At 44.2% G+C, this 25,554-nt stretch carries 20 protein-coding genes; 11 read left to right on the forward strand and 9 right to left on the reverse strand.

The genetic code is table 11. The features are described from left to right. Positions 1–223: 223 nt before the first annotated feature. The gene (locus AAY47_RS02985; protein WP_047766765.1) at positions 224–1,501 is read left to right on the forward strand and encodes a CynX/NimT family MFS transporter; all 1,278 of its coding nucleotides are present in this window, start codon (positions 224–226) and stop codon (positions 1,499–1,501) included. A gap of 123 nt (positions 1,502–1,624) precedes the next feature. On the opposite strand, the gene ybbP is transcribed toward AAY47_RS02985, so the two are convergent. Both ybbP and ybbA read right to left on the reverse strand, forming a co-directional pair. After that, positions 1,625–4,057 carry a putative ABC transporter permease subunit YbbP gene (gene ybbP / locus AAY47_RS02990; RefSeq protein WP_047766766.1) on the reverse strand — a complete coding sequence of 811 codons (2,433 nt, stop codon included), beginning with the start codon at positions 4,055–4,057 and terminating at the stop codon, positions 1,625–1,627. Continuing rightward, positions 4,054–4,740 (reverse strand): putative ABC transporter ATP-binding protein YbbA, encoded by a 687-nt coding sequence (ybbA, locus tag AAY47_RS02995; RefSeq protein WP_047766767.1) that lies wholly within the window; start codon positions 4,738–4,740, stop codon positions 4,054–4,056. The genes ybbP and ybbA overlap by 4 nt, the downstream gene beginning before the upstream one ends. On the opposite strand from ybbA, the gene tesA reads away from it, so the two are divergent. The 5 genes from tesA to AAY47_RS03020 all read left to right on the forward strand — a co-directional run bounded on the left by tesA (position 4,711) and on the right by AAY47_RS03020 (position 8,598). After that, entirely contained in the window at positions 4,711–5,343 is a 633-nt protein-coding gene (tesA, locus tag AAY47_RS03000; protein WP_200897731.1) for a multifunctional acyl-CoA thioesterase I/protease I/lysophospholipase L1, read from the forward strand. The two genes, ybbA and tesA, sit on opposite strands and share 30 nt — an antisense overlap. Positions 5,344–5,410: 67 nt before the next feature. Further along, entirely contained in the window at positions 5,411–6,190 is a 780-nt protein-coding gene (locus tag AAY47_RS03005) for an SDR family oxidoreductase (protein ID WP_047766769.1), read from the forward strand. A 71-nt stretch (positions 6,191–6,261) separates the two neighbouring features. Continuing rightward, positions 6,262–7,140, forward strand: coding sequence for a thioredoxin family protein (locus tag AAY47_RS03010; RefSeq protein ID WP_047766770.1), 879 nt, complete (start codon positions 6,262–6,264; stop codon positions 7,138–7,140). Positions 7,141–7,188: 48 nt separating this feature from the next. Continuing rightward, positions 7,189–8,118: an SPFH domain-containing protein gene (locus AAY47_RS03015; protein WP_047766771.1), complete on the forward strand. Its 930-nt coding sequence runs from the start codon at positions 7,189–7,191 to the stop codon at positions 8,116–8,118. 18 nt (positions 8,119–8,136) lie between these two features. Next, the gene (locus AAY47_RS03020) at positions 8,137–8,598 is read left to right on the forward strand and encodes an NfeD family protein (protein WP_047766772.1); all 462 of its coding nucleotides are present in this window, start codon (positions 8,137–8,139) and stop codon (positions 8,596–8,598) included. Here the strand turns inward: AAY47_RS03020 and cueR are convergent. Beyond that, the gene (cueR, locus tag AAY47_RS03025) at positions 8,589–8,993 is read right to left on the reverse strand and encodes a Cu(I)-responsive transcriptional regulator (protein ID WP_047766773.1); all 405 of its coding nucleotides are present in this window, start codon (positions 8,991–8,993) and stop codon (positions 8,589–8,591) included. The two genes, AAY47_RS03020 and cueR, sit on opposite strands and share 10 nt — an antisense overlap. Before the next feature lie 79 nt (positions 8,994–9,072). Between cueR and copA the strand changes: the two genes are divergently transcribed. From copA to ybaK, 3 genes are all read left to right on the forward strand, one after another. Next, complete coding sequence (copA, locus tag AAY47_RS03030; protein WP_047766774.1) at positions 9,073–11,820, forward strand: copper-exporting P-type ATPase CopA; 2,748 nt, start codon at positions 9,073–9,075, stop codon at positions 11,818–11,820. Between the two features lie 141 nt (positions 11,821–11,961). Beyond that, entirely contained in the window at positions 11,962–12,774 is an 813-nt protein-coding gene (locus AAY47_RS03035; protein ID WP_047766775.1) for a TraB/GumN family protein, read from the forward strand. Positions 12,775–12,849: 75 nt separating this feature from the next. After that, the gene (ybaK, locus tag AAY47_RS03040) at positions 12,850–13,326 is read left to right on the forward strand and encodes a Cys-tRNA(Pro)/Cys-tRNA(Cys) deacylase YbaK (RefSeq protein WP_047766776.1); all 477 of its coding nucleotides are present in this window, start codon (positions 12,850–12,852) and stop codon (positions 13,324–13,326) included. A 233-nt stretch (positions 13,327–13,559) separates the two neighbouring features. Here ybaK and ushA read toward each other — a convergent pair whose 3' ends face one another. Further along, the gene (ushA, locus tag AAY47_RS03045) at positions 13,560–15,227 is read right to left on the reverse strand and encodes a bifunctional UDP-sugar hydrolase/5'-nucleotidase UshA (RefSeq protein WP_047766777.1); all 1,668 of its coding nucleotides are present in this window, start codon (positions 15,225–15,227) and stop codon (positions 13,560–13,562) included. A gap of 240 nt (positions 15,228–15,467) precedes the next feature. On the opposite strand from ushA, the gene AAY47_RS03050 reads away from it, so the two are divergent. Next, on the forward strand, positions 15,468–16,685 hold the full coding sequence (locus AAY47_RS03050; RefSeq protein WP_047766778.1) for an MFS transporter: 1,218 nt from the start codon (positions 15,468–15,470) through the stop codon (positions 16,683–16,685). A 239-nt stretch (positions 16,686–16,924) separates the two neighbouring features. Next, positions 16,925–18,637: a YbaL family putative K(+) efflux transporter gene (ybaL, locus tag AAY47_RS03055; RefSeq protein WP_047766779.1), complete on the forward strand. Its 1,713-nt coding sequence runs from the start codon at positions 16,925–16,927 to the stop codon at positions 18,635–18,637. 78 nt (positions 18,638–18,715) lie between these two features. On the opposite strand, the gene AAY47_RS03060 is transcribed toward ybaL, so the two are convergent. The 5 genes from AAY47_RS03060 to htpG all read right to left on the reverse strand — a co-directional run bounded on the left by AAY47_RS03060 (position 18,716) and on the right by htpG (position 25,414). Then, positions 18,716–20,026 carry an inosine/guanosine kinase gene (locus AAY47_RS03060; RefSeq protein ID WP_047766908.1) on the reverse strand — a complete coding sequence of 437 codons (1,311 nt, stop codon included), beginning with the start codon at positions 20,024–20,026 and terminating at the stop codon, positions 18,716–18,718. Positions 20,027–20,198: 172 nt separating this feature from the next. Then, positions 20,199–21,311: an LPS O-antigen length regulator Wzz(fepE) gene (wzz(fepE), locus tag AAY47_RS03065; RefSeq protein WP_047766780.1), complete on the reverse strand. Its 1,113-nt coding sequence runs from the start codon at positions 21,309–21,311 to the stop codon at positions 20,199–20,201. Positions 21,312–21,475: 164 nt separating this feature from the next. Beyond that, positions 21,476–22,441, reverse strand: coding sequence for a ferrochelatase (hemH, locus tag AAY47_RS03070; protein ID WP_047766781.1), 966 nt, complete (start codon positions 22,439–22,441; stop codon positions 21,476–21,478). Between the two features lie 263 nt (positions 22,442–22,704). Further along, positions 22,705–23,352, reverse strand: coding sequence for an adenylate kinase (gene adk / locus AAY47_RS03075; RefSeq protein ID WP_047766782.1), 648 nt, complete (start codon positions 23,350–23,352; stop codon positions 22,705–22,707). Between the two features lie 172 nt (positions 23,353–23,524). Further along, positions 23,525–25,414, reverse strand: a complete 1,890-nt coding sequence (gene htpG, locus AAY47_RS03080; protein WP_047766910.1) for a molecular chaperone HtpG — start codon at positions 25,412–25,414, stop codon at positions 23,525–23,527. Positions 25,415–25,554 lie beyond the last annotated feature (140 nt).

Consider the following 25,554-nt stretch of genomic DNA (forward strand, 5'->3'; position numbering starts at 1 on the left):
TCACTTTATGCCTTGTCATATTGGATTGGGATATTATGCCATATTGGTATGATTTAGCTATAGGATTGTCGTGAATTCCGTCAAAAATAAGTACAAAATCAGAGATACGTCGGGTTTTCACACCAATCAATTTAGCTATGGTGTGTTTATTCGATACAGCTTTTTCTCATAAGCACATAAAATAGTGCCGCTTTTAATCGTTTATATCCTTGATGGAGTCACAATGTCCATTCAACACGACAAATTCGGACGTACTTATCAGTGGTTTTTGCTGATACTTTTAGGCATGGTCTATTTTCTATCCACAGCAACAACCTTTACGTCATTGGGTGTTGTCCTGCCGAGTATGATTTATGAACTGGGCTGGAGTTGGACAAATGCAGGATTAGGATTCACACTGCTTGGCCTGACTTGCGGGTTATCCAGTTTTCTGCCAACGGTATTTATTCGTAAAATTGGCGTTCGTTTTACCCTGTTTATCGGCCTGCTGATTTTTCTGGCGGGTTTCTACAACCTTTATCATACATACGCTATTTCATCCTATTTTATCGGTACGGCTTTAATGGGGATCGGTTTTACTTTTCTGGCAACCGTGCCGGGCACTTATGTGATTTCACGGCTATATGAGAAACAATCCCTTGCTTTTGGTTTCTACTTCACAATAGGTGGACTAGGTGGGGTCATTGGCCCGTGGATCTACTTTATGGCGACCCGTATTTGGGGAACATGGCGGATGCATTGGATGATTTCCGCTATTATCCTCTCCATTTTCGTCATCCTGACGATTATTATTCTTCAGGAAGGTAAACGGGAAATCGCCCACGCCAAGGCCGTAAACCAGAAACATAACAATCAGGAAACTTCCAGCATTTATCGCACTAAACAACGTTGGACTGCACACCAAGCCCTACGGACATGGCAATTCTATGTGATTGCGGCAACTTACACCGCATTTTTATGGTGTGGCATTACCGTCAACAGTTTTGCAGTTGCCCATATTATCGAAAATGGTTTCAGCGAAGCTATCGCCGCCGGGTTACTGAGCACAATGGCTTTTATCAATGCATTTTCCCGATTAGCCGGCGGTGCCGTTGGGGAATGGGTAGAGCCGAAAAAATTACTGATTATCAGCCTGTCCGTTATTATATTTGGCTTGATTGCACTGAGTATCGCCTCATCATGGCCGTTTTTGGTTGCGTTCACCGTGTGTGTCGGGATGGGATATGGCATGACCTTCCTTGCTTCCAGTGTATTGCTGGCTAACTATTTTGGTCGCAAGCCTTATCTGGAACTGTTTTCTATCATGAACCTGATATCCACCCTGGCTTGTCTGGCACCTTTTTTTGCCGGTGCCATCAAAGATTATTCAGGCAGTTTTACCTCTGCATTCCTGATTATTGCCATTCCCGTATTTGTTGTTCTTGTCGTCACATTAATGATGAAACCACCTGCTCATAAAATGAGAAAATACACGGTTGAAGGCACCAAATTTACTGAATAAGGTAAAAATGAACTGAAATAACGTACAAACAAGGAAATTAAGAGAAGAATTTGCCTGATAATATCCGGTCAGATTGCTGATAAACCTCGTTGGTTCAAACGAGGTTTATCAAAGATTTGGGAATTATTCAGGCAAGCGCCGATATTGCCCTTGCTTCCTTAATAGCCTAACCCCCAACCAGCCACCGCATAGTGAAAGCAGTAAGCTACTGATGATGGGAAGCAGAAACCACATCTGCCATTGTGGCTGCCACGGGAAATCAAAGACCTGAGTCTGTAACAACCAAAGTGCAATTTCTGCACCCAATGCCGCAGCCAAACCAGCCATCACCCCAAGCAAAGCAAATTCACTCCATAATGTACGGCGCAGAAGTTTTTTGCTCGCCCCTAATGTGCGGTATACCACCAATTCAAGTTGTCGCTGGTTCATACCAACCTGAATTTGTGCCAATAACAGCAATCCGCCACAGATCATCACCAAAATAACCATAACTTCTAATGCCTTGCTAACTTGCTGCAAAATGCCTTGTGCTTGTTTGAGTATCGAACCAATATCCAACACGCTGATGGTTGGGAAATGGCGGTTAATTTCCGTTAACAGCTTTCCCTCTCCTTCATAATGAAAGCTGGTTAACCACATTCCGGGCTGATTTTCCAACGTCTCTTTGGCGAAAATAAAAATGAAGTTCGGGTTTATGCTCTCCCAATCCACCTTGCGAATACTGCTTACTGTGGCATGAAACGTTCGGGTATCTCCGGTGAATGTAAGCCTATCTCCCAGGTTAATTTGCAACCGTTCAGCAACACTTTGCTCCATAGAAACTTCGTTCGGTTTTGGCGGCCACGTTCCCGCAATCAGGGTATTAAACGGCGGCAGTTCTGCTTTCCATGTTAAGTTCAGTTCGCGCCGCACGGTAGTACTATTAGGCTGTTTTTTATCCGCCCATGCCAGCGCAGATTGTCCGTTCACTTCCGTCAAACGTGCCAATACCACGGGATAAAAATCGGTCGGTTTCACCTGATATTTAGCCAATAAGTCATTAACCTGAGCCGTTTGTGGTTGGGTCATGTTAAGCAGGAAATAATTAGGGCTATCCGGCGGTAATTGCTGTTGCCATTGGTTCAATAAATCTCCCCTTGCCATAATCAGCAAAGCCAGCAACATGAATGACAGAGAAAATGCCGCCAATTGGGTCATGGTCTGAAATGGCCGACACAGTAACCGATTAACCGCCAGACGCAGGCTTAACTGACGGAACGTCACACGACGCAGTAGCCATAATCCCCCCCACCCCAATAACGCCAAAGACAACGCGACAATCGGCACTCCCGCTAACAGCGACCATAATAACGGCTGGGTGCCTGCCAGTAATACCAATCCTCCCGTGATGATGAATGCCACCGCAGGCAAATAATAACGCAGGGGCCAGATGGAGGCCGTGACATCACTTCTCAATACCCGTGAGGGCTGGGTAGCCATGAGTTGACGATAAGGACGGACCCCCACCAACACGGCAATGCCAAACAGGGCGGCTATTGCCCATACCCACGGCCACATTCCCGCAGCCGGTAACATCTTAGGTAACATTCCTGCCAAAATTCGAATCAATACAGACTCAAAAGCCAAACCTAAAATGGAGCCTACCACGATGGCGGCCAGTAATATCACTAACCATTGTCCAATGATCCATTGGCGCAACGCCCAACGCCCTGCCCCTAATGTTTTCAGGATGGCTATCAGGTTATGCCGGCTACGGCAGTAATGCGCCATAGAAACGGCCATCGCAGCAACAGCAAGGAGTAATGTCAACAACGCTGACAGCAATAAAAATTGCTGGGCACGTTCAATGGATTGTGCCATAACACCATTATCTTGTTGCAAGGTCAGCCAGCGTTGATCGGCTTTTAGTTGCGGTCCAACAAATTGCTGGAATGATTGGATGGCGGCAGGAGAACCCGCAAACATATAACGGTAAGTCAGGCGGCTTCCGGGTTGAATCGCCCCTGTTAACTGAGCATCATCGATATTGATTAAAATTCGGGGAGAAATCTGGAAGGGATTGAAACCGCTGTCAGGCTCTTGCAGCAATTCGCCGCTAATCTTCAATGTGGTATCTCCCACATCAATATTATCCCCGACGTTAACGCCCAATAGTGCCAACAATCGTGGGACTACCAGCACTGAACCTTTTTCTGGCTTTAACCCATGCGGATGGGTTTCCAGTTCGCCATACAGAGGATAACGCTCATCTGCGGCTTTCACCTGAGCCAGTTGCGGAATATCTCCCGCATATGTCATCGTCGAAAATGAGATTTGGCGACTTAATGTCAATCCCTGTTCTTGTGCCTTTTGCAACCAGGTTTCATCAACGGGATACGAGGCCCTTAAAACCAGATCACCCGCCAGAAAATCACGGCTTTGATAATGCACACTTTGATCAATGCGATCACTGATACGCCCTAATGCCAGTACACAAGCCACTGCCAACGTCAGAGATAACCAGACAATCAGGAGAGAAGGTGTGCGCCATTCACGCCAAAACCAACGCCAGATCATGCTTCCTCCCGTAATTTTCCGTCCACCAGACGTAAGCGACGCTGGCAACGCGCCGCCAGTTGGTTATCGTGCGTGACTAAAATCAACGTGGTGGCGTAATCATGATTAAGGGAAAACAGTAAATCGACGATGCGCTCTCCTGTCTGGCGATCAAGGTTACCTGTTGGTTCATCGGCAAACAGGATTTTGGGACGAGTACAGAATGCCCGTGCCAACGCCACCCGCTGTTGTTCTCCCCCCGAAAGTTGGGCTGGCATGTGTTTCAGGCGTTTTCCTAACCCTAACTGTTCGAGTAGTTCAATGGCTTGTTCACGACTTTGGGTTTCCGATTCACCACGCAATAGTGCCGGAAGCTGGACATTCTCCAGTGCATTCAGGGTGGGGATCAACATAAATGACTGAAAAACAAAGCCTACATTTTCTGCCCTTAACTGTGCTCTCTGCTCTTCATTCATGCGACTGATATTTTGCCCCAATAGATGAACTTCTCCCCCGCTACCATCATCCAATCCGGCAATAATGCCCAGAAGTGTTGATTTACCTGATCCTGACTCACCAATTAATGCAATTGTCTGTGCTGGCTCGACAACCAACTCAATACCTTGCAATATATTAATTACCTGTTCCCCTTGACCGACATGTTTAGTGAGATGATGAACTTCAAGAATACTTTCTACAGCCATGTATTTTTCCTTTTATTGGTGGTGCTATGCAGTGCCAGAACCGCGGCGGCAGATACCCTGCTTATATTAGGTGATAGCCTCAGTGCCGGATATCGTTTACCCGTTGAGCAATCATGGCCTGCACTGATGGCAAAACAGTGGCAACAAGCCGGTGAAAAAACCGTCATTATTAACGGCAGTATTAGTGGCAATACTGTCGCGCAAGGGCTTGAACGTTTGCCTGAGTTATTGAAACAGCACAATCCAAAATGGGTTTTGATAGCGCTTGGTGCTAATGATGGATTGCGTGGTTTTCCCATTCAAAACATAGAACAGGATTTGCAACAGAGCATTCATTTGATCAAACAAACCGGCGCACAACCGTTATTAATGCAAGTCCGAATTTCACCTAATTATGGAAAGCGATATACCGAATCCTTTGCCAAAATTTATCCCACACTGGCTGAACGCAACCAAATTCCTCTGCTGCCATTTTTCATGGAACACGTTGCTATCAAACCAGAATGGATGCAAGATGACGGGCTACATCCCAATCAAGCGGCACAACCCTTTATTGCTGATTGGATGTCCAACACATTATCGAAATACATCAACTCTCCTTAAGTGAAAAATATTTCTTAATAGTAAATCATTTATTTCCATAAATTGATGCAGGTAAACAAGTAAAGTTATGCAAAAAGCCATTTTTATTACTGGGTGTTCTAGCGGGATTGGGTTAATCGCGGCCAAAACCCTCCACCAACGTGGTTACCGCGTACTCGCAGCTTGCCGCAAACCCTCTGATTTGGCCCATATGCGTGAATTGGGGTTCGAACCCATCGAATTGGATTTAGATGATAAAGAAAGCGTAGAGTGCGCCGCCAGGAAAGTAATCGAATTAACCAACGGTCGTCTGTTCGGGCTATTCAATAACGGGGGATTTGGTGTTTACGGTCCATTGGAAAGTATCTCCCGCGAACAGATGGAAAAACAGTTTTCCACCAATTTCTTTGGCGCCCACCAACTGACGTGCCTGTTATTGCCCGCTATACGCGCTTACGGCGCAGGGCGGATTGTTCAGACCAGTTCTGTAATGGGATTGATTTCGACACCAGGTCGTGGTGCATATGCTGCCAGTAAATATGCTCTTGAAGCCTGGTCGGATGCCTTACGGGGCGAATTGGCTAAAACCGACATTAAAGTCAGCCTGATAGAACCTGGCCCAATTCATACCCGTTTTACGCACAATATCAACCAAACACAGCAGGATCATCCGGTTGAGAATCCAGGCCTTGCTCGTCGTTTTACGTTGATGCCTGAGGATGTCGTCTCTAAACTGATTCATGCGCTGGAAAGCGCCAACCCGAAATTACGCTATTCGGTTACGTTATTGACTCATGCAGTAAAAATGATGCGCCGTCTACTCCCTGAGCGATGGCTCGATAGAATCTTGCGCTGGCAAAGTAAATAGACATTGAAAAACAGACAAACAAGTCTTATTTATTCATGTAATCACCTTACAACGACTCAGAGAAAAATCCCATGGAACCAACCGTGAATACAAACAATAATACTGCCCATATCATTAATATTGATGAATCGAATATTACCCAGGTTGTTCAGCACTCTCTCACCCAGCTTGTCGTATTCTACTTCTGGTCTCCACAGGACCTACATTGCCATGAATTAGAAACCACGCTTGATAAAATAGCCCATGAATATGCCGGGCAATTTGCCCTGGCTAAAGTTAATTGCGACCAACTTTTCCATATCGCTGCACAATTTGGTGTGCGTAGCTTACCTACCGTACTGTTCGTAAAAGAAGCTCGCCCTGTTCAGGGTTTTGAAGGTATCCAGACAGATGAAGCCATCAGAAAGATTTTTGCCACTTTCCTCCCTCAAATGGCAAAATCACCATTAGAGCAAGTTGACGAACTACTTGCAGAAGGTAAAGAGCAGGAGGCACTGCTTTTACTCAAAGAAATCCATCAGGAAAATCCGCAAGATACAGAGATTACCTTATTGCTAGCCCAAGTGAACCTTTCACTCAATCATCTTGAAGAGGCCCAAAAAATACTGGATACCGTGCCATCAGAAGCCCAAGATGAACACTATAATGAGTTACTTGAGTACCTTAAGTCCCAACAAGAGGCAGCTGATTCCCCTGAGATTCGGCAACTACAACAAGCGTTGGCAATGCAATCAGAGAATGCAGAATTAGCCGTACAACTGGCGGCCAAATTACACGACGTTGGCCGTAATGAAGAGGCTCTGGAATTACTACTTAGTTTTCTGAAAAAGGATCTTTCTGCTGCCGAGGGTGCAGTGAAAAAGACGATGATGGATATTCTTTCTGCACTGGGCACTGGAGATACTCTGGCATCTAAATACCGTCGTCATGTATACTCTTTACTCCATTAAGTAAAGAAAATTTATATATTCCATAATTAGCTAAGTAAGGGAATTGTTATGGATCTACTCTCTTTTGGTGCTGTACCGATTTTAATCGTTATTGCGGTTGTTATCGTCTTTACCTGTGTCAAAACCGTTCCACAAGGCTATCAGTGGACTGTTGAGCGCTTTGGACGTTATACCCGTACATTAACACCAGGCCTGCACATTATCATGCCATTTGTTGATCGTATCGGCCGTAGAATCAATATGATGGAACAGGTTCTGGATATCCCATCGCAGGAAGTTATTTCTCGTGATAATGCCAATGTCACTATTGATGCCGTCTGCTTTATTCAGGTCGTCGATCCTGTACGTGCTGCCTATGAAGTCAGCAATCTGGAACTGTCCATCATCAACCTGACCATGACGAACTTCCGTACCGTGCTGGGTTCAATGGAACTGGATGAAATGCTGTCCCAACGCGATTCCATCAACAGCCGATTGCTGGCAATCGTCGATGAAGCGACTAACCCGTGGGGTGTCAAAATCACGCGGATTGAGATCCGCGATGTGCGTCCACCTAAGGAGTTGATCTCCGCGATGAACGCCCAAATGAAAGCAGAACGTACCAAACGTGCAGATATTCTTGAGGCGGAAGGTATTCGTCAGGCCGCCATTTTGAAAGCGGAAGGGGAAAAACAGTCGCAAATCCTGAAAGCAGAGGGTGAACGCCAGTCAGCCTTCCTGCAAGCGGAAGCTCGTGAACGAGCCGCCGAAGCAGAAGCACGTGCAACCAAAATGGTTTCTGACGCTATCGCTAATGGTGATATGCAGGCAATTAACTACTTTGTTGCCCAAAAATATACCGATGCCCTCACCAACATTGGTGCCTCAAATAACAGCAAAGTGATTATGATGCCACTGGAAGCCAGCAATTTAATGGGCGCCATTGGTGGTATTGCCGAATTAATTTCCGAAAGCAAGAAGAGCAAACAGGATAAATAGCCATACAGGATAATTGTTATGATTGAACAGATCGCCGCTCAACCAGCCTGGTTCTGGCTCTGTTTTGGTGGCCTGCTTCTGATTGCGGAATTACTGGGAACGGGGGGATATCTGTTGTGGACAGGAACCGCAGCCGTGGTTGTTGCCCTGATCACATGGATTTTCCCTCATATGAGCTGGGAACTGCAAGGTACTCTGTTTGCTGTCTTAACCTTGCTTTCTGCTATTGCCTGGCGTAGCTGGCTACGCCATCGCCCACGCCAGGCCAGTGATAAGACGCTCAATCAGAAGAACCACCAATTGATTGGCATGCGAACCCGTTTAGTCACGGATACCGAAAACGGTTTTGGGCGAGTCAAACTGGCCGATGGAAGTTGGCGCGTTCACTGTGACCGAGAACTTCCGGCCAATAGCGAAATTGAAGTCATCGCCGTTGACGGGATCACATTAAAAGTGAAACCGGTTTCCCATCATCCGTGATGCTGACAGCAGCCAGATAAATGCTCAATGATGGGACAATCCGCCCCATCATTTCCCGGGCATTCAGCCACCAATACCAGTAATTTTTCCTTTATCTTTTGCAATTCCACCACCGTTTTTTCTATTTCTGCCACTTTTTGCAGGGTCGCCATTTTTACATCGGCACTGTGACGGTGAGGATTGCGCAATAATCGCAGCAATTCGCGACACTCCTCCAGCGTAAATCCGACCTCTTTCGCTTGACGCAAAAGCATCAGTTCGTCAATGTGCCTTTTCTGGTAATGACGATAGCCATTATCTCCCCGCTCCGGTGTAGTAATGAGATCTTTTTCTTCATAAAACCGAATCGCTTTGCGGGTTAAACCGGTCTTACGGGCAATTTCACTGATATTCATTATTTCCCCTTGACCTTCCCCTTGCAGGAAGGTTTAGCCTTAGTGATAAGTATATCACTCTGTATCAGGAGATAGTGTTATGTCCACAACCACCATTCTCGCACTTCAAGGCCTGACTTGTATGCATTGTGTCGGCCGGGTCAAAAAAGCGCTGGAAAAAATACCCGGCGTTGAGCTGACGGATGTGAACCTCAATTATGCCAAAATTATCAGTCATGTTTCACCTGATGAATTGATTGCCGCCATTGTTGCCGAAGATTATCAAGCCACGGTTGCCAGCCGACCCGATGTTGTATTGCGCCTGTCAGGTTTAAGCTGCATGAAATGTGCAAATAAGACACAAAAGGCATTGGAAGCAGTAGAAGGTGTTATCGCCACAGAAGTTGATACCCAAACCGCAAAAATCTATGGTAAAGCAGAGAACAGTGCCTTAATTCATGCAGTCGAACAAGCCGGATATCACGCTGAATTAGCCACGGAAGCCGATTGCCCAAAACCTGAGCAGCTGGCAATACATGTTCCACAGACTCCGGAGTCTTTGGCAGCGGCAATATCTTCGACTCCGGTAGAAACCGTTTCTGTTGAGCACAGCAACAAAAATGATGTGAGTGGTGATGGCAGCATTCAGCTCCTGCTGGATGGCATGAGCTGTGCAAGCTGTGTCAGCAAGGTACAAAAAGCCCTGCAATCCGTTGATGGCGTGGAACATGCCAGAGTCAATCTCGCGGAAAGAAGCGCATTGGTCACAGGCCACGCTTCACCAAATGCCTTAGTTGAAGCCATCATCAAGGCCGGTTATGGTGCGGAAATCATTCAGGATGAAACAGAACGCCGTGAGCGTCAGCAACAAATCGCGCAGGCTAATATGCACCGCTTCCGCTGGCAATCGGCCCTTGCGTTAGTGGTTGGGGTGCCTGTCATGGTGTGGGGTATGATAGGCGACAATATGATACTCACACCAGCAAACCACACCATTTGGCTAACGATTGGTTTGGTGACGCTGGTTGTAATGATATTTGCAGGCGGGCATTTTTATCGTAATGCGTGGCAAAGTCTAAAAAATGGCAGTGCGACAATGGATACCCTCGTAGCTCTGGGTACTGGCGTAGCGTGGCTTTATTCAATGAGCGTCAATTTGTGGCCAGAAATTTTTCCACCTCAGGCCCGCCATCTTTATTATGAAGCCAGTGCCATGATCATTGGTTTGGTCAATCTCGGCCATGCCTTGGAACAACGTGCCCGCCAACGCTCTTCCAAGGCTCTTGAGCGATTATTGGATCTCACTCCACCAACAGCGCGGGTAGTGACCTCTGAAGGTGAAAAAACAGTACCACTGGCTGATGTAATGCCCAATATGATACTGCGCCTGACAACAGGAGATCGCGTTCCGGTTGATGGTGAAATTACTCAGGGTACAGTTTGGCTGGATGAAGCCATGCTGACCGGTGAGCCTATCCCTCAGCAGAAAACAACGGGCGATACCGTCCATGCCGGCACTGTCGTTCAAGATGGTACGGTCCTGTTTAAAGCCAATGCGGTTGGTAGCCAGACAACCCTGGCACGCATTATTAAACTTGTTCGTCAGGCACAAAGCAGCAAACCTGAAATCGGCCAGTTGGCCGATAAAATATCTGCAATATTTGTGCCTGTTGTTGTTGCTATTGCCCTGATTGCCGGCACGATTTGGTTTTTTATCGGCCCTGCCCCACAAATCATGTACGCGCTGGTCATCATGACAACCGTTTTGATTATCGCCTGTCCCTGCGCACTTGGGCTGGCAACCCCCATGTCCATCATCTCAGGGGTAGGACGGGCAGCCGAATTAGGTGTATTGGTGCGTGATGCTGATGCTTTGCAACATGCCAGTCAACTGGATACGATTGTCTTTGACAAAACAGGCACCTTAACTGAAGGTATGCCGCAAGTCACAGAGATCCACACTTTTAATGGTTTTACCGAAGAGCAAGTATTACTGTGGGCCGGTGCATTAGAAAATGGCTCAAGTCACCCTCTGGCAAACGCTATTTTATTGCAAGTTGAGGGGCAAAAATTACCCGAAGTACAGACATTCCGAACCCTCGCAGGACTGGGTGTTAAGGGAGAAATTGGAGAGGTCACGCTGTTATTGGGTAACCCAAAATTGCTTGAGCAGCATCAGATTGAAACCACAGAATTAAAGCCATTAGTTGCAGCACAAGCAGAAAAAGGCATCACACCTGTTATTCTGTCAGCCAATGGCAAAATCGCTGCCCTGTTTTCTATTCGTGATCCCTTGCGGCAGGATACTGTTTCTGCCCTGCAACGCTTACATCACCAAGGCTATCGTTTGGTTATGTTAACAGGAGATAATCCTGCCACAGCAAATGCTATCGCCCAAGAAGCAGGTATTGACCAGGTGATTGCTGGTGTTTTGCCTGATGGCAAAGCCGCAGCCATTCAGTCACTGCAATCAGAAGGCAGGAAAGTGGCGATGGTCGGCGATGGCATAAATGACGCCCCTGCATTAGCGCAAGCGGATGTCGGCATCGCAATGGGAAGCGGTAGTGATATCGCCATCGAAACCGCAACAATTACCCTGATGCGCCATAGTCTGCACGGGGTTGCCGATGCAGTTGAATTATCCCGTGGTACATTGCGTAATATGAAACAAAACCTATTTGGTGCCTTTGTCTACAATACATTGGGTATTCCAATCGCAGCCGGTATTTTATTCCCGTTCACTGGCACTTTACTAAACCCTGTCGTTGCAGGTGCGGCCATGGCATTATCTTCTATTACTGTTGTTAGTAATGCCAATCGCTTATTGCGCTTCAAGCCTAAATCCTGACCTAATATTCAGGAAATTTTATTTTTCCCATGAAAAGCTAAACCTATTTCGTTTAGCTTTTCATCCCGCACTTTTCCCTCTTTCTTGTTGGTGATTAACCGGTTAGCATACCGCCCAATGCCAGCTATTGGAGTATGTAATATGGGAAAATTAATGACCTATTTCAGTAAAATATTGGGATTCAATTCCCAACGGCATTACCCTTATCCGGCTTTTGACATCAATTTAAATAATAATAAACAATTACATATTGTTGGCAGCATTCATATGGGTACTAAAAACATGTCCCCACTTTCTGAGGTATTGCTGGAACAGTTAGAGCAAGCGGATGCGCTGATTGTCGAGGCAGATATCACGCAGGCCAATTCCCCTTTCAAGGAAACATTTCCTGAACAGATCGAACTATCACAACGTTTATCTCCCGAACATTTTGCCTGTTTGCAACACTATTGCCGAGAAATTCAACATCCTGTCACGTTGCTGGATCCATTGCCATCGTGGCAAGTCGCATTGATATTACAGGCTGCCCAAGCCCAATATTTGGGGTTACAACCTCAATATGGTATCGATTGCCAATTACTGAACAGTGCAAAAGCACTCAATAAACCCATTATCGAATTGGAAGGGACTGATGCACAAGTTAACCTTCTCACCAACTTACTAAACGGTGGGATTTCACTATTGGAAGATACCATCACCCATTGGCATACTAATGCCCGCGCTTTACAGACTATGATTAGCTGGTGGATGAATTACAAACCGGAGAAACAGAATCAGGTAATACCCATGACATTCTGCGAAGAGATTTATCAAACCTTAATGGCTGAACGCAACCGTCAATGGAGTGAGCAGTTACATAACTTACCAGCAGGAAAATATTTGGTTACAGTAGGGGCCTTACACCTCCACGGCGAGAACAACTTACGACAGATGCTGGCAAAACCACAAACATAGCAACTTCATCTGTTTCATTCTGAAAACTAATTATTACGGATAAGCAGTTATAAACTGATCGTTATAGGAAAAAATATGACCCCCGCTGTTATCTTGCTGGAAAAACAAAAAATTAATTTCAAACTTCATCCTTATGACCACGATGTCAATGAACATAATTTTGGTGATGAAGTGGTGAAAAAACTCGGTTTAGATGCTAATCAGGTTTTTAAAACACTGTTGGTCGCATTGAATGGTGATCCTAAAAATCTGGCTGTCGCCGTGACGCCGGTCTCTGGGCAACTCGATTTGAAAAAAGTGGCTAAAGTTTTCAGGGCCAAAAAGGCAGAGATGGCCGATCCTCAACTGGCACAAAAAGTAACAGGTTATTTAGTCGGTGGCATTAGCCCGTTGGGACAGAAAAAGCGTCTACCTACCGTGATTGACAGCCAGGCGCAAACCTTGCCAACCCTATTTATCTCTGGTGGTAAACGTGGTTTAGATATTGAATTGTCTCCCATAGACTTATGCCAATTACTTAATTGTTCATTTGCTGATATTGCTAAAATTTGAAAATTTATTGCCATTCTCGCTGAATTTTTTCGAGCTGGCGCTGTTTTTTCTAAAACAGGGGCTTGTGATAAACAACAATGTCGATACACGTTCCTCACAGTGCAAAAATCATTAATTACGCTGCTATACTCGATAAACTTCAAGTTGCAATCCGCCAGACGCCGCGAGGCCTTATATTTCCCCGCTGTGCGGGGAAATATAACACGCATCTTGAAGTTGGATTGGTATATTGATCAGTTGTTATTATTTATATGAATTTCACCTTTCGGTTCATAATCAGAAGCTTTTAATGGAGAATGTTTTTCAATATATCGTTTCAATACTTCAGCATCAACAAACCCTGTATCAACATAACCAGGCAAATTATCAATCCGTGGATAACCATCTCCGCCAATCGCATTAAAGTTCAACGTTGCCATGCGGTAAGTTTTATTTGGATCTAATGGCTTACCACCGATTTTTACCTCACTGATATTCTTACCATCCTTCACGAAACTCACATTATAGAACTGACCATAAGCGCCAGAATCCTTTTCCATATTGGCAACAGCCGTCAAATAGGACAAAACTTCGCTACCTTTGAAGTCCACATAAACCACTTGGTTAGCAAATGGGTGAACTTTCATAACATCCTTGTAAGTAATATTTCCTGCTTCAATCGAGTCACGAATTCCACCACCGCTCATCACTGCAAAATCAGCGCTTGTTCGTTCCATCTGAGCAGCTAATACAAGGTGGGCCATATTCGTTTGCACGAAACGCACCTTACTGCGATCACCTTCTAATTTGTTATCTACTGAGCCTACTTTCACATTCAGGATCTGGCTGCCCTTGTCTTCATAAGGTGTCAGCAACTTAAGCATTTCAGGATTTTGCTTAATTTCATGGGTATAGTAAACACGCTCCGTACTGCCATCTTCTTTTGTTACTTTTTTCTTTAAGTTAATAGGGATCAATTGATAATGAACCAACTTAAATTCACCATTACGGAATTGAAAATCAGCCCGACCTACATATTTCCCCCATTCGTGAGCCTGAACAATCCATGTGCCATTTTGGTGATCAGGAGAACAAGGTGTACCCGGAACATAATCTACTTGTTTATCGTTTTTATTCTCCGCAGACATACACACCGGATCTTGTGAATGCCCTCCCACAATCATATTCAAATAACCCGCAGGCAAACTACGTGCCATTTCAACATCTCCCGGCGCATTCGTGCCATGATGACCATCGTCATAGTGCCCCATGTGGGTTGCCGCAATAATCACGTCCGGCTTTTCACTCTTTTTCAGCTCTTCAATAACTTTTTTGGCTTCTTCGGCTGGAACACGGAATTCAACATCTGGAAAATTAGCCGGATTACCGATTTTCGCGGTGTCATCGGTTGTCAGGCCAAGAACCGCTATTTTCACGCCTTGCTTATCAAAAATAACATATGGCTTAAACAGGCGCTTGCCTGTGCTGGTTTGGTAAATATTGGCAGAGAGAAAGGGGAAGTTTGCCCATTTTTGTTGCTGAAACAATACATTTAAGGGTTTATCAAATTCATGGTTCCCCAATGCCATTGCATCGTATCCCACCAGATTCATGCCTTTAAAATCGGGTTCCGCATCTTGCATATCTGATTCCGGGACACCGGTGTTAATGTCACCACCTGACAATAACAATACGCTGCCTCCTTTCTTGGCAACTTCCTGACGAATGGAATCTACCACCGTTTTTTGAGCCGCCAAACCATACTCACCATAATCGTTATGCCAGAAATGACCATGATGGTCGTTAGTGTGCAAGATGGTAATGTCATAGGTTTTATCTTTTTCCCAGGCGTTTGCAATTAACGGTGCCAGTGACAGCGAAACTGCAAGGGCACAAATTGACGCTTTAAACGATAATTTCATGGGGTATCTCCATGTATTTTAAAACTTTATTAGTTATATGATGGTGGTGGCTTATCCCTTTCAAACCGCAGCTTAAAAGATTTCACCTTTTTGATATTGCGGTCAAATTATATAGGTATCAATAAAAAGTTTGTTAATTATCTAAGATGTATTATGGTGTAAAAATTAGACAACAACTCAACAAACCTAAAAATTCACCCTACAAATTTTGTTGATAATGACAGCGATAAGCGAATAAATATGAGTGAAAAAAGTCAAAAAAATCCTTTTCCAACTGCACCAACAAAAACACAGCGGACAGTTTTTTCAATTCTCGGGGCTATCAGCTTATCCCATATGCTGAATGATATGATTCAATCGTTAATTCTGGCTATTTATCCACTGCTGCAATCTGAATTTACTCTCAGTTTTGTTCAGGTCGGAATGATAACTCTGACCTATCAGGTAACCGCATCCTTATTGCAGCCTGTTATCGGTTTGTATACTGATAAACATCCGCAACCCTATTCACTGCCTATCGGTATGGGATTTACCTTATCTGGTTTGCTTCTATTAGCTTATGCGGAAAGTTTTCCAATGATATTAATGGCTGCCGCATTGGTCGGTACGGGGTCATCCGTTTTTCATCCAGAATCGTCACGAGTCGCACGCATGGCTTCGGGTGGACGTCATGGACTGGCCCAATCTTTATTTCAAGTAGGGGGAAATTTAGGCAGTTCATTGGGACCACTGTTAGCTGCTATTTTTATTGCGCCTTACGGCAAGGGAAACATCAGTTGGTTTTCCCTGGCAGCACTGCTGGCTATCGTGATCCTCTTGCAAGTCAGCCAATGGTATAAGATGCAGCATCGGGTTATTTTCCCCCTGTCTTCTCGTACTCATTCCCTGCCAACGCTGCCTAGAAAAACCATTATAAATTCTTTTGCCATTCTTCTATTACTGGTTTTCTCCAAGTACTTCTACCTAGCCAGTATCAGTAACTACTATACCTTTTATCTGATGCAGAAATTTGGCTTATCCGTACAAAATGCCCAGATCCATCTATTTATCTTTTTATTTGCCGTCGCGGCAGGTACTCTGATCGGAGGACCCGTTGGGGATAGGATAGGCCGGAAATATGTCATTTGGGGTTCAATTCTTGGCGTTGCACCTTTTACCCTGCTGTTACCTTATACTTCTTTGTTCTGGACAAGCATATTAACGGTCATTATTGGCATAATATTAGCCTCTGCATTTTCTGCAATTTTAGTCTATGCCCAAGAACTCATCCCCGGTAAAACAGGTATGATAGCAGGTTTGTTCTTTGGTCTGGCATTTGGAATGGGTGGCATTGGAGCTGCCGTACTTGGCTATGTCACAGATAAGACCAGCATAGAATTGGTTTACAAAATTTGTGCTTTTCTACCCCTTCTTGGTATTTTTACACTGTTATTGCCAAATATAGAAAAGAACCCTTGAAAAAACCAAGTAAAATCCTGAGTAAGCATCATAATTGTTACGCTATTTTTCTTTGTAAACAAGCGTAACTAATGGCAATATATACATTAAATTACATTAAAATGGTATTTAAGTGGATTTTCCTTGCTTTTAGCATTCAATATGTTTTTTTGTAATCTTATCTTTAATTATTTATAAAATAAATTATTACCTCACCTAACCATACAATTTATTATACTCGCTACCCAGAAGGAGCCTTGATGGAGCATTCGACACCTCTTATCACGACCATTGTTGGCGGTTTTGTTCTTGCCTATCTGCTTGGCATGCTTGCGCAACGTTTGAAAATCTCACCTCTGGTAGGATACCTTGTAGCCGGTGTGCTAGCGGGTCCCTTTACCCCTGGTTTTGTTGCCGATACCTCTTTAGCTCCAGAACTTTCAGAAATTGGCGTGATCTTATTGATGTTTGGTGTCGGTCTACATTTTTCACTTAAAGATTTGTTAGCCGTCAAATCCATCGCCATTCCTGGTGCTATCGCCCAAATTGCCGTTGCAACCTTATTGGGTACCGGATTATCAATGCTGCTCGGTTGGGAGTTACTCAGCGGTATTGTATTTGGTCTCTGCCTGTCTACCGCCAGTACAGTGGTATTGCTCAGGGCATTAGAAGAACGACAGCTCGTTGATAGTCAGAGAGGGCAAATTGCCATCGGTTGGTTAATTGTTGAAGATCTGGCGATGGTACTGACATTAGTCTTACTTCCTGCGGCAGCAGGAATTATGGACAGCCACAACGCCAATATTGGCCAATTGTTATTGAAGATATTCCTTACCGTTGGCAAAGTCATTGCCTTTATTTTGTTGATGATCTTCGTCGGCCGCCGTGTCATTCCCTGGTTACTGGCAAAAACGGCTGCTACAGGCTCGCGTGAATTATTCACGCTGGCTGTACTTGCCATTGCATTAGGGGTTGCTTACGGTGCGGTAACACTATTTGATGCTTCATTTGCCCTCGGTGCATTCTTCGCTGGCATGGTATTGAATGAGTCAGAATTGAGCCACCGGGCTGCGCAGGATACTTTACCGTTAAGGGATGCTTTCGCAGTTCTTTTCTTTGTTTCTGTTGGCATGCTGTTTGACCCTATGGTCTTACTCCAACAGCCTCTGGCGATTATAGGAACCCTTGCTATTATTATCATTGGCAAGTCATTAGCTGCCATGCTATTGGTCAAAATGTTTGGCCACTCACGACGGACAGCCCTGACCATCTCTGCCAGCCTCGCCCAAATAGGTGAATTTGCCTTTATTCTCGCCGGGCTTGCTGTCACGCTGGGATTCCTGGATGGCGAAGCCCGTAACCTTGTACTGGCTGGTGCCATTATTTCAATCATGTTGAATCCTGTTCTGTTCAGTTTACTGGATCGTTATCTGGAAAAAACAGAAACCATTGAAGAACAATTACTCGAAGAAACGCTGGAAGAGGAAACTCAAATCCCTGTCGATATTTGTGGTCACGCCATTGTGGTGGGTTATGGCCGGGTAGGTCGTCAACTTTGCCAGCGTTTACAAGAAAAAGACTTCCCAGTTGTGGTTATTGAAGATACACGTACCCGATTTGAAGAGTTAGGTGGAGTGGGTATCAGTGCCATAATGGGTAACGCCGTCAATAAAGAGATCATGGCCCTGGCACGGCTTGATTGTGCTTATATGTTATTCCTGACAATCCCCAATGGTTATGAAGCGGGTGAAATTGTTGCGAATGCCAGAGAAATCAGGCCCGATATTAATATCATTGTCCGTGCCCATTATGATGATGAAATCACTTACATTACGGAGCGTGGCACTAGTCACATTATCATTGGTGAACATGAAATAGCACGGGCAATGGCTGAATCGCTACCCGAATATGAAGAGGGTTGTCCAATGGAGCCACCATCACTACATTCGTCAGAGACGCCATCATCAACATAACTTGCGAGCCACGAAATATCCCCACGTATGGGGATATTTCCATAAAAACAGTGAAGACAATCTCTCAGGTCAGCAAAATCAACGCTCCCAGTAAGATTCTTCCAGACTATCTTCTTTCTCCGGTAACCCTCTGGTTAAACGCGGAGAATGCTGTCTTAAGACCTGATAACTGACTCTGTTAGCATATTTACATACCTGAGCCAAAGAAGAATAGGTTAAATAAGAGTGCGTATGTTTACTGGAATTCGGTACATTCATGCGATGGTAGCTGTTGGCCGTGATATCATGCAGTAATGCAGATAATGCGCCATCCCCAGCACCATTAGTATTCATGATTTTTTCAGGTCCCCCCATATAAGGCTCAATATGGGAATAAACCCGCATTGGGTTTTGGCAATCTACCTTACGCATCACCCGGCTGAACTCATAACGGTTAAATTCTGCAATCGCACCAGGCAGCAAAGGATGCAATGTTTGGCGCTTGTGTTCTTCCTCCGTATAACCCGCCATATATAATCCAGCAGGCCCTGCGGTACATAACACCAAATCCACCCAGTTTAATGCCATGTCAGCCGCTAGTAGCGGATCACTGAAACCTGTTAATTCACACGCTTCCTCTTCATTCATTGCCACAACAGAAACATTTTCAGCCAGAAAATCGCGCCACCATTGTGGATCATCCGCAATGACGTATTTTGTTCCTAACGTCAATACAACAGGTACGTTATGCTTCTTCGCATATTCAATGGCTTTCATTGTGGCTTCTGGCATTGGCTCACCTGATTTACAACGCACCAAATATGCAGTGATCACCAAAGCTGACGCTTCCGCAATAATATGTTCAGGGATCTTCTCTGGATGAAGCTGATTCATTAACCCCGGACTAATGGCAAACGTTCTTTCACCATTTTCCATCACTAAGGTAAAACAGCGGCCAATTGGGCCATCAACCCCCTGGAGGTGATTCAAATCCATACGGCTGGATGTATTACAAAGATAACAATACGCATAACTTCCTATTTGGATGTTATTACACATCGCACCAAGCAGGACGGATTTATCATCAGCCAGCACAGAATAGTTATGCAGGGTATTACCGATGGTGCCGCCGGCAAATTCGTGGCTGATAAGATCCTTGTCTGTCAGTTCGTTGTAGAGAGCCTCAGCTACATCATCTTCAATGACTAACGAATGTCCCTTGCTTAAGTTATAACGCTGGATAAAATCCTCATCAACTTTGGCTTCAATATCAACCAGTGTCTGGTCAATACCAACAATGTAGGCTTGATTATTTTCGGTATCCATCATCTCTTTGATGGGTTGGAGCAGAGGATCTCTTAAACTGACAGGAAAATAGTGTTTAGATTTACGTTTACCGGGGAATTTCATAATTAATTGTTGCGGTAGAGCTAAAATATGCGGCATGTTAGCATAATACAGTGCGCCACAATACCAGAGCAAAACAAAAAAATAGGGCAACAACAAATGAAAACAGCCAATGTTATTACAACATTGGCTGTCAAAACGTTAGCTATCAGAGCATTATCTATAATAGATAATATTAAGCTTCTTGTTTCTGGCGACTACGTACCATATGGCGCAACAGAACAGACATGATGGATAAAATAAATCCGATAAAGCCTGCGCCAATCAGAATCAGCAAACGCTTAGGTGAATCTTTTGAAGTTGGCTCATAAGGTTCCTCCATAAACTTGAATGGCACAAAATCAACGGTATTCACATTCACTTTTTCCAGATTTTTGATATACAACTGACGGTTACGCAGGTCTGCATCAATTTTAGTTGGGTCAGTAATTTCTTCAGTAATCTGTAATTTACGTTGCAGTGCATCAGAACCCAGCGCAATCGAATAATCCGGATCATCCTTGATCATAGCTCCGCCATTCGATACGGGTTTTTTAATTCCCGCAGAATTAGCAAGAGAAATCGCATACTTCAGTCGCTCAATACCGACGCTGCGCATATTAGCGATACGCTCCAAATCGATAGCATAAAGCTTTTGCGAATATTCCAGTTTCCCATGAACCATATCACGCAGGTCCTCCTTCACTTGAGCACGAACCACCGAAGAGACGAATCTGATATAGCCACTTAATAGATTGTAGGCATCTTTTGCATTGCCAGCACTGAAAGAAAGTTTGGCTTCATCGATAACTTCATCGTCTTTTTCTTTCTTGGGTAAATATATCTCAATGTTTTTATTGACAATTGTCTCGATAAGCTTTCTTTTTACCTGCTCAGAATTATCTGCATTCTTAGCCAGCAACGTCTTGAAGTAATCGGTATTAACCAAATATTCTTCACGTAATACACGTGAGTTATAATTTTCAATAAACCGCTTATACAGTGACTCTTCTGTCACTTTGGGATCTATGCTCAGAACATGTAAATCCGTTAACGCATTTTTCAATGGCTGAAACTCCTCCAGCCCCGGTTTCACTACAGCCGCTGTACTGGTCCATTTTTGTGGTAAAAATGATGCGATACCAAAACCAATAATTGCAAAGACGAAAGATACTGCAATAATCAAGTATTTTGATTGGAAGAGTACAGAGAATAGTTCAAACAAATCAATTTCATCCTCCCGCTCTGGAGGATAATAGTTTGCATGTTCTTGATAAAAATCAGGGTGTTTAATAGGTTTATTACTCATTATCTATATGTCCAATCCAAATAATTTTGCTTTTCATTGATATGCAAGCCCTTTCTCTCGCTTATCGTATTCATTGGTTAAAAAAACGTATCCTTAAAATCATACGACGATCAATGTCTGCTATTCATCATGTGTGATAATGTCCCATAACCCGCAATTGCAAGTTATTTCATGACATCATTTATCAACTGTTCAAGCAAAGAAATGTGGGCGTTATTATCATTAAGTGCAGAAATATATTCAAACTTTTTCCCACCAGCCTCTAAAAAGATAACTTTATTCTGTTGCTTAATCTCTTCCAACGTTTCCAGACAATCTGCCGCAAATCCCGGACATATTACTTGAACATGTTCTACGCCCTGGCTGGGTAATGATGCCATGGTTTTATCTGTATAAGGAGATAACCACGGTAAGCAACCAAAACGCGACTGATATGTCATCATAATTTTATCTGCGGGATAATCCAGTGCCTGACTCAATAGTTCAGTTGTCGCTTGACAATCTTGCGGATAAATATCCCCCATCTTTACCAGACGTTCAGGAATGCCATGATAGGAAATAATTAACCGATCAGGCTGACCCTGTTTTTCAAAGCTCTGCTCAATGGTTTCCTTTAGTGCCGCAATATAAGCCGGATGGGTGGCATAACTACGAACAAAATGCAGGGTAGGAATTGTCCGGTACTCCCGTAATATTTTACTGATCCTGTCAAAAACTGCGGCCGAAGTTGTACTGGAATATTGAGGATAAAGTGGCAGTATAATGAGAGCCTCAATGCCCTGTTGTAACAAACCCTCTACGGCCTGAGATAAAGAAGGGGAGCCGTAAGTCATCCCCAAAGCAACCGGGATATTCGCCAACTTTTCATCCAGCAATTTCTGCTGACGACGACTATAAACTAATAAAGGGGAACCTTCTTCCATCCAAATTTCTTGGTAAAGTTTAGCCATTCGAGAAGCACGAAACGGAAGAATAAGACCATTCAAGATAGGTTTCCAAATAAATGAAGGGATATCAATGACCCTTCTGTCACTCAGAAACTTTGCCAGATAACATCTTATTGCTGCTGGTGCTGGCGCATCAGGTGTACCAAGATTCACTAACAGGACACCATACTTCTTGCTACTCATTCCTCAGAGCTCCATTAAAATGACTGACAATCTATACTCGATAAACTTCAAATTGCAATCCGCCAGATGACGCGAGGCCTTATATTTCCCCGCTGCGCGGGGAAATATAACACGCATCTTGAAGTTGGATTTGTATAGTATAAAACATGAATGATAGTTACATGTAACATTTCATGGAGTTAATTGCTCTAGGGTAGCGTGCACTATAAAAAAGTCAGGCGGTTATGAAGGCCGCCTGTTATAACAACTCAAGCAAACACGAATCATTCACCCAGAATATTAGCCAGCTCTGCACTAACTTCCGCTACTTGACGAGTACCATCAAGTTTGAAGTATTTTGTGTTACCAGCCTGTGCTTCTTGCTGATAGTAAGAAACCAGAGGTGCTGTTTGTGTGTGGTACTCAACCAGACGTTTACGGACAGTATCTTCCTGATCATCTTTACGGGTTGTCAGCTCTTCGCCTGTAGCATCATCTTTATTCTCCACTTTTGGTGGATTGAATTTGATGTGGTAAACACGGCCGGACGGCGCATGCACACGACGACCAATAATACGTTCAACGATGATTTCATCAGGAACATCAAATTCCAGCACATAATCAACCTTGATATCGACTGCTTTCATGGCATCTGCCTGAGGAATAGTGCGGGGGAACCCATCCAACAAGAAGCCATTATGACAATCATCTTGTTTGATGCGCTCTTTAACCAATGCAATGACCAGCTCATCAGTTACCAGCTTGCCATTATCCATCAGCTCTTTTGCTTGCAAACCCAATTCGGTGCCAGCTTTTACCGCAGCACGTAGCATGTCACCTGTCGAAATTTGGGGGATCCCATATTTCTCCATAATAAATTGTGCCTGAGTCCCCTTACCGGCGCCTGGTGCGCCCAGTAGAATAATACGCATTGCGTAAATCCCCTTGCTATTTGCTTTTCATATTTTAAAGAAAACGTACCACCATACCATTTGAATGGGGAATGGCTCAAGAAAACAGGTAAACGTTTCCGCATTAACTAAAAAAAATAAACCACGCCCCATTTTTCGTTGAAGCGTGGTTTTTATCATTATCTCAATAAGTTTAAGCTTTTTCAGCTAATAATAATTGATTTATACGACGAATAAACTGGTTTGGATCATCCAATGTGCCACGTTCAGCAAATAGTGCTTGATCCAACAGCAACTCTATCCAATCAGCAAATTGAGCATCATCATCAATCTCAGCCGATTTCTTAACCAGGAGATGTTCAGGATTCAGCTCAAAGTTATAACTGACTTCTGGCACAGCCTGGCCCGCTGCCGCAAATAGCTTCGCCATTTGGGTGCTCATCGCATTAGCATCAGTTGTTACAATAGCTGGAGTATCTGTCAGACGATGGGTAAGCTTGACTTCTTTCACGCGATCACCGAGCAGAGTCTTCACACGTTCAATGAATGGTGCCAGTTTTTTGTCTGCTTCTTCTTGCTCAGTCTTGTTTTCATCCGCCAGTTTATCGAGGGATTCATCAGCCTTGCTGACCGATTGGAATGACTTACCATCGAATTCAGTCAGGTAGCTCATCATCCATTCATCAATGCGGTCAGACAGTAACAGAACTTCAATGCCTTTCTTGCGGAACAGCTCTAGGTGCGGGCTATTCTTCGCCGCAGCATAACTATCCGCAGTAATGTAATAAATCTTCTCCTGCCCTTCTGCCATGCGGCCAATGTAATCTTCCAGAGAAACGATTTGCGCGGAGCTATCATTATGAGTCGAAGCAAAGCGCAGTAACTTAGCAATAGCTTCTTTGTTTGCGCCATCTTCGGCTGGACCTTCCTTCATCACCAAGCCGAACTGCTGCCAGAAGGTCTGATATTTTTCTGCGTCGTCTTTTGCCAGTTTATCCAACATTTGCAATACACGTTTAGTCAGCGCACTGCGCAGATTACGCGTGATTGAGCTATCTTGCAAAATTTCACGGGAAACATTCAATGGCAGGTCGTTGGAATCGACCAGCCCACGAACAAAGCGCAGGTAATTTGGCATGAACTGTTCAGCTTCATCCATGATGAAGACACGCTGTACGTACAGTTTCAGTCCATGTTTATGTTCGCGGTTCCCCATATCCCACGGTGCCTGGGAGGGAATATAGAGCAGGCTGGTGTATTCCTGCTTACCTTCAACGCGGTTATGGCTCCAAATCAGGGAGTCAGTAAAGTCATGGGAGATGTGCTTATAAAACTCTTGGTACTCTTCATCACTGATTTCAGCTTTATTACGCGTCCATAAGGCCTGGGCTTTGTTGATTTTTTCCCATGTAACGGTAATCGAGTCGTCTTCTTCGTTTTTAGTTTGGGTTTCAATTTCAACAGGCAAGGCAATATGATCAGAATATTTGCCAATGATAGAACGCAGGCGCCAGTCATTGAGGAATTCGCTTTCCCCATCTCGCAGATGCAGGATGATTTCTGTACCACGTTCGGCTTTTTCAATATCAGCAACAGTGTAGTCGCCTTCTCCCGTTGACTCCCAGAATACACCTTGTTCAGCGGGTGCCCCTGCTGCACGGGTACGTACGGTGACTTTATCCGCGACAATAAAAGCAGAGTAGAAGCCTACACCAAATTGACCAATCAATTGGCTGTCTTTTGCTTGATCAGAACCAATGGATTCAAGAAAGGCTTTAGTACCAGATTTTGCAATCGTGCCCAGATTATCGATAACCTCATCACGGGACATACCGATACCATTATCGCTGATAGTGATAGTTTTCTGTTCTTTATCAAGAGCCAGACGAACACGCAATTCACCATTATTTTCATACAGCTCAGGGGCAGACAATGCACGGAAGCGCAATTTGTCAGCCGCATCAGATGCGTTTGAAATCAGTTCACGCAGAAAAATTTCTTTATTGGAATAGAGAGAATGGATCATCAACTGCAACAGTTGTTTGACTTCAGACTGAAATCCACGGGTTTCCTGATCTTTCATACTCATTTATTACCTCAATCTAAATCCAGTTCAGATATGTACAATCGGACGATAATCATCAAATGGGGATAGATACGGAGAGTTTCAAGTTAAGACAACAAGAAGAATATAAAATTAGTTTGATAAGCGGGTAATCAGCT

Source organism: Xenorhabdus griffiniae (assembly GCF_001028135.1).
Lineage (GTDB): Bacteria > Pseudomonadota > Gammaproteobacteria > Enterobacterales > Enterobacteriaceae > Xenorhabdus > Xenorhabdus bakwenae.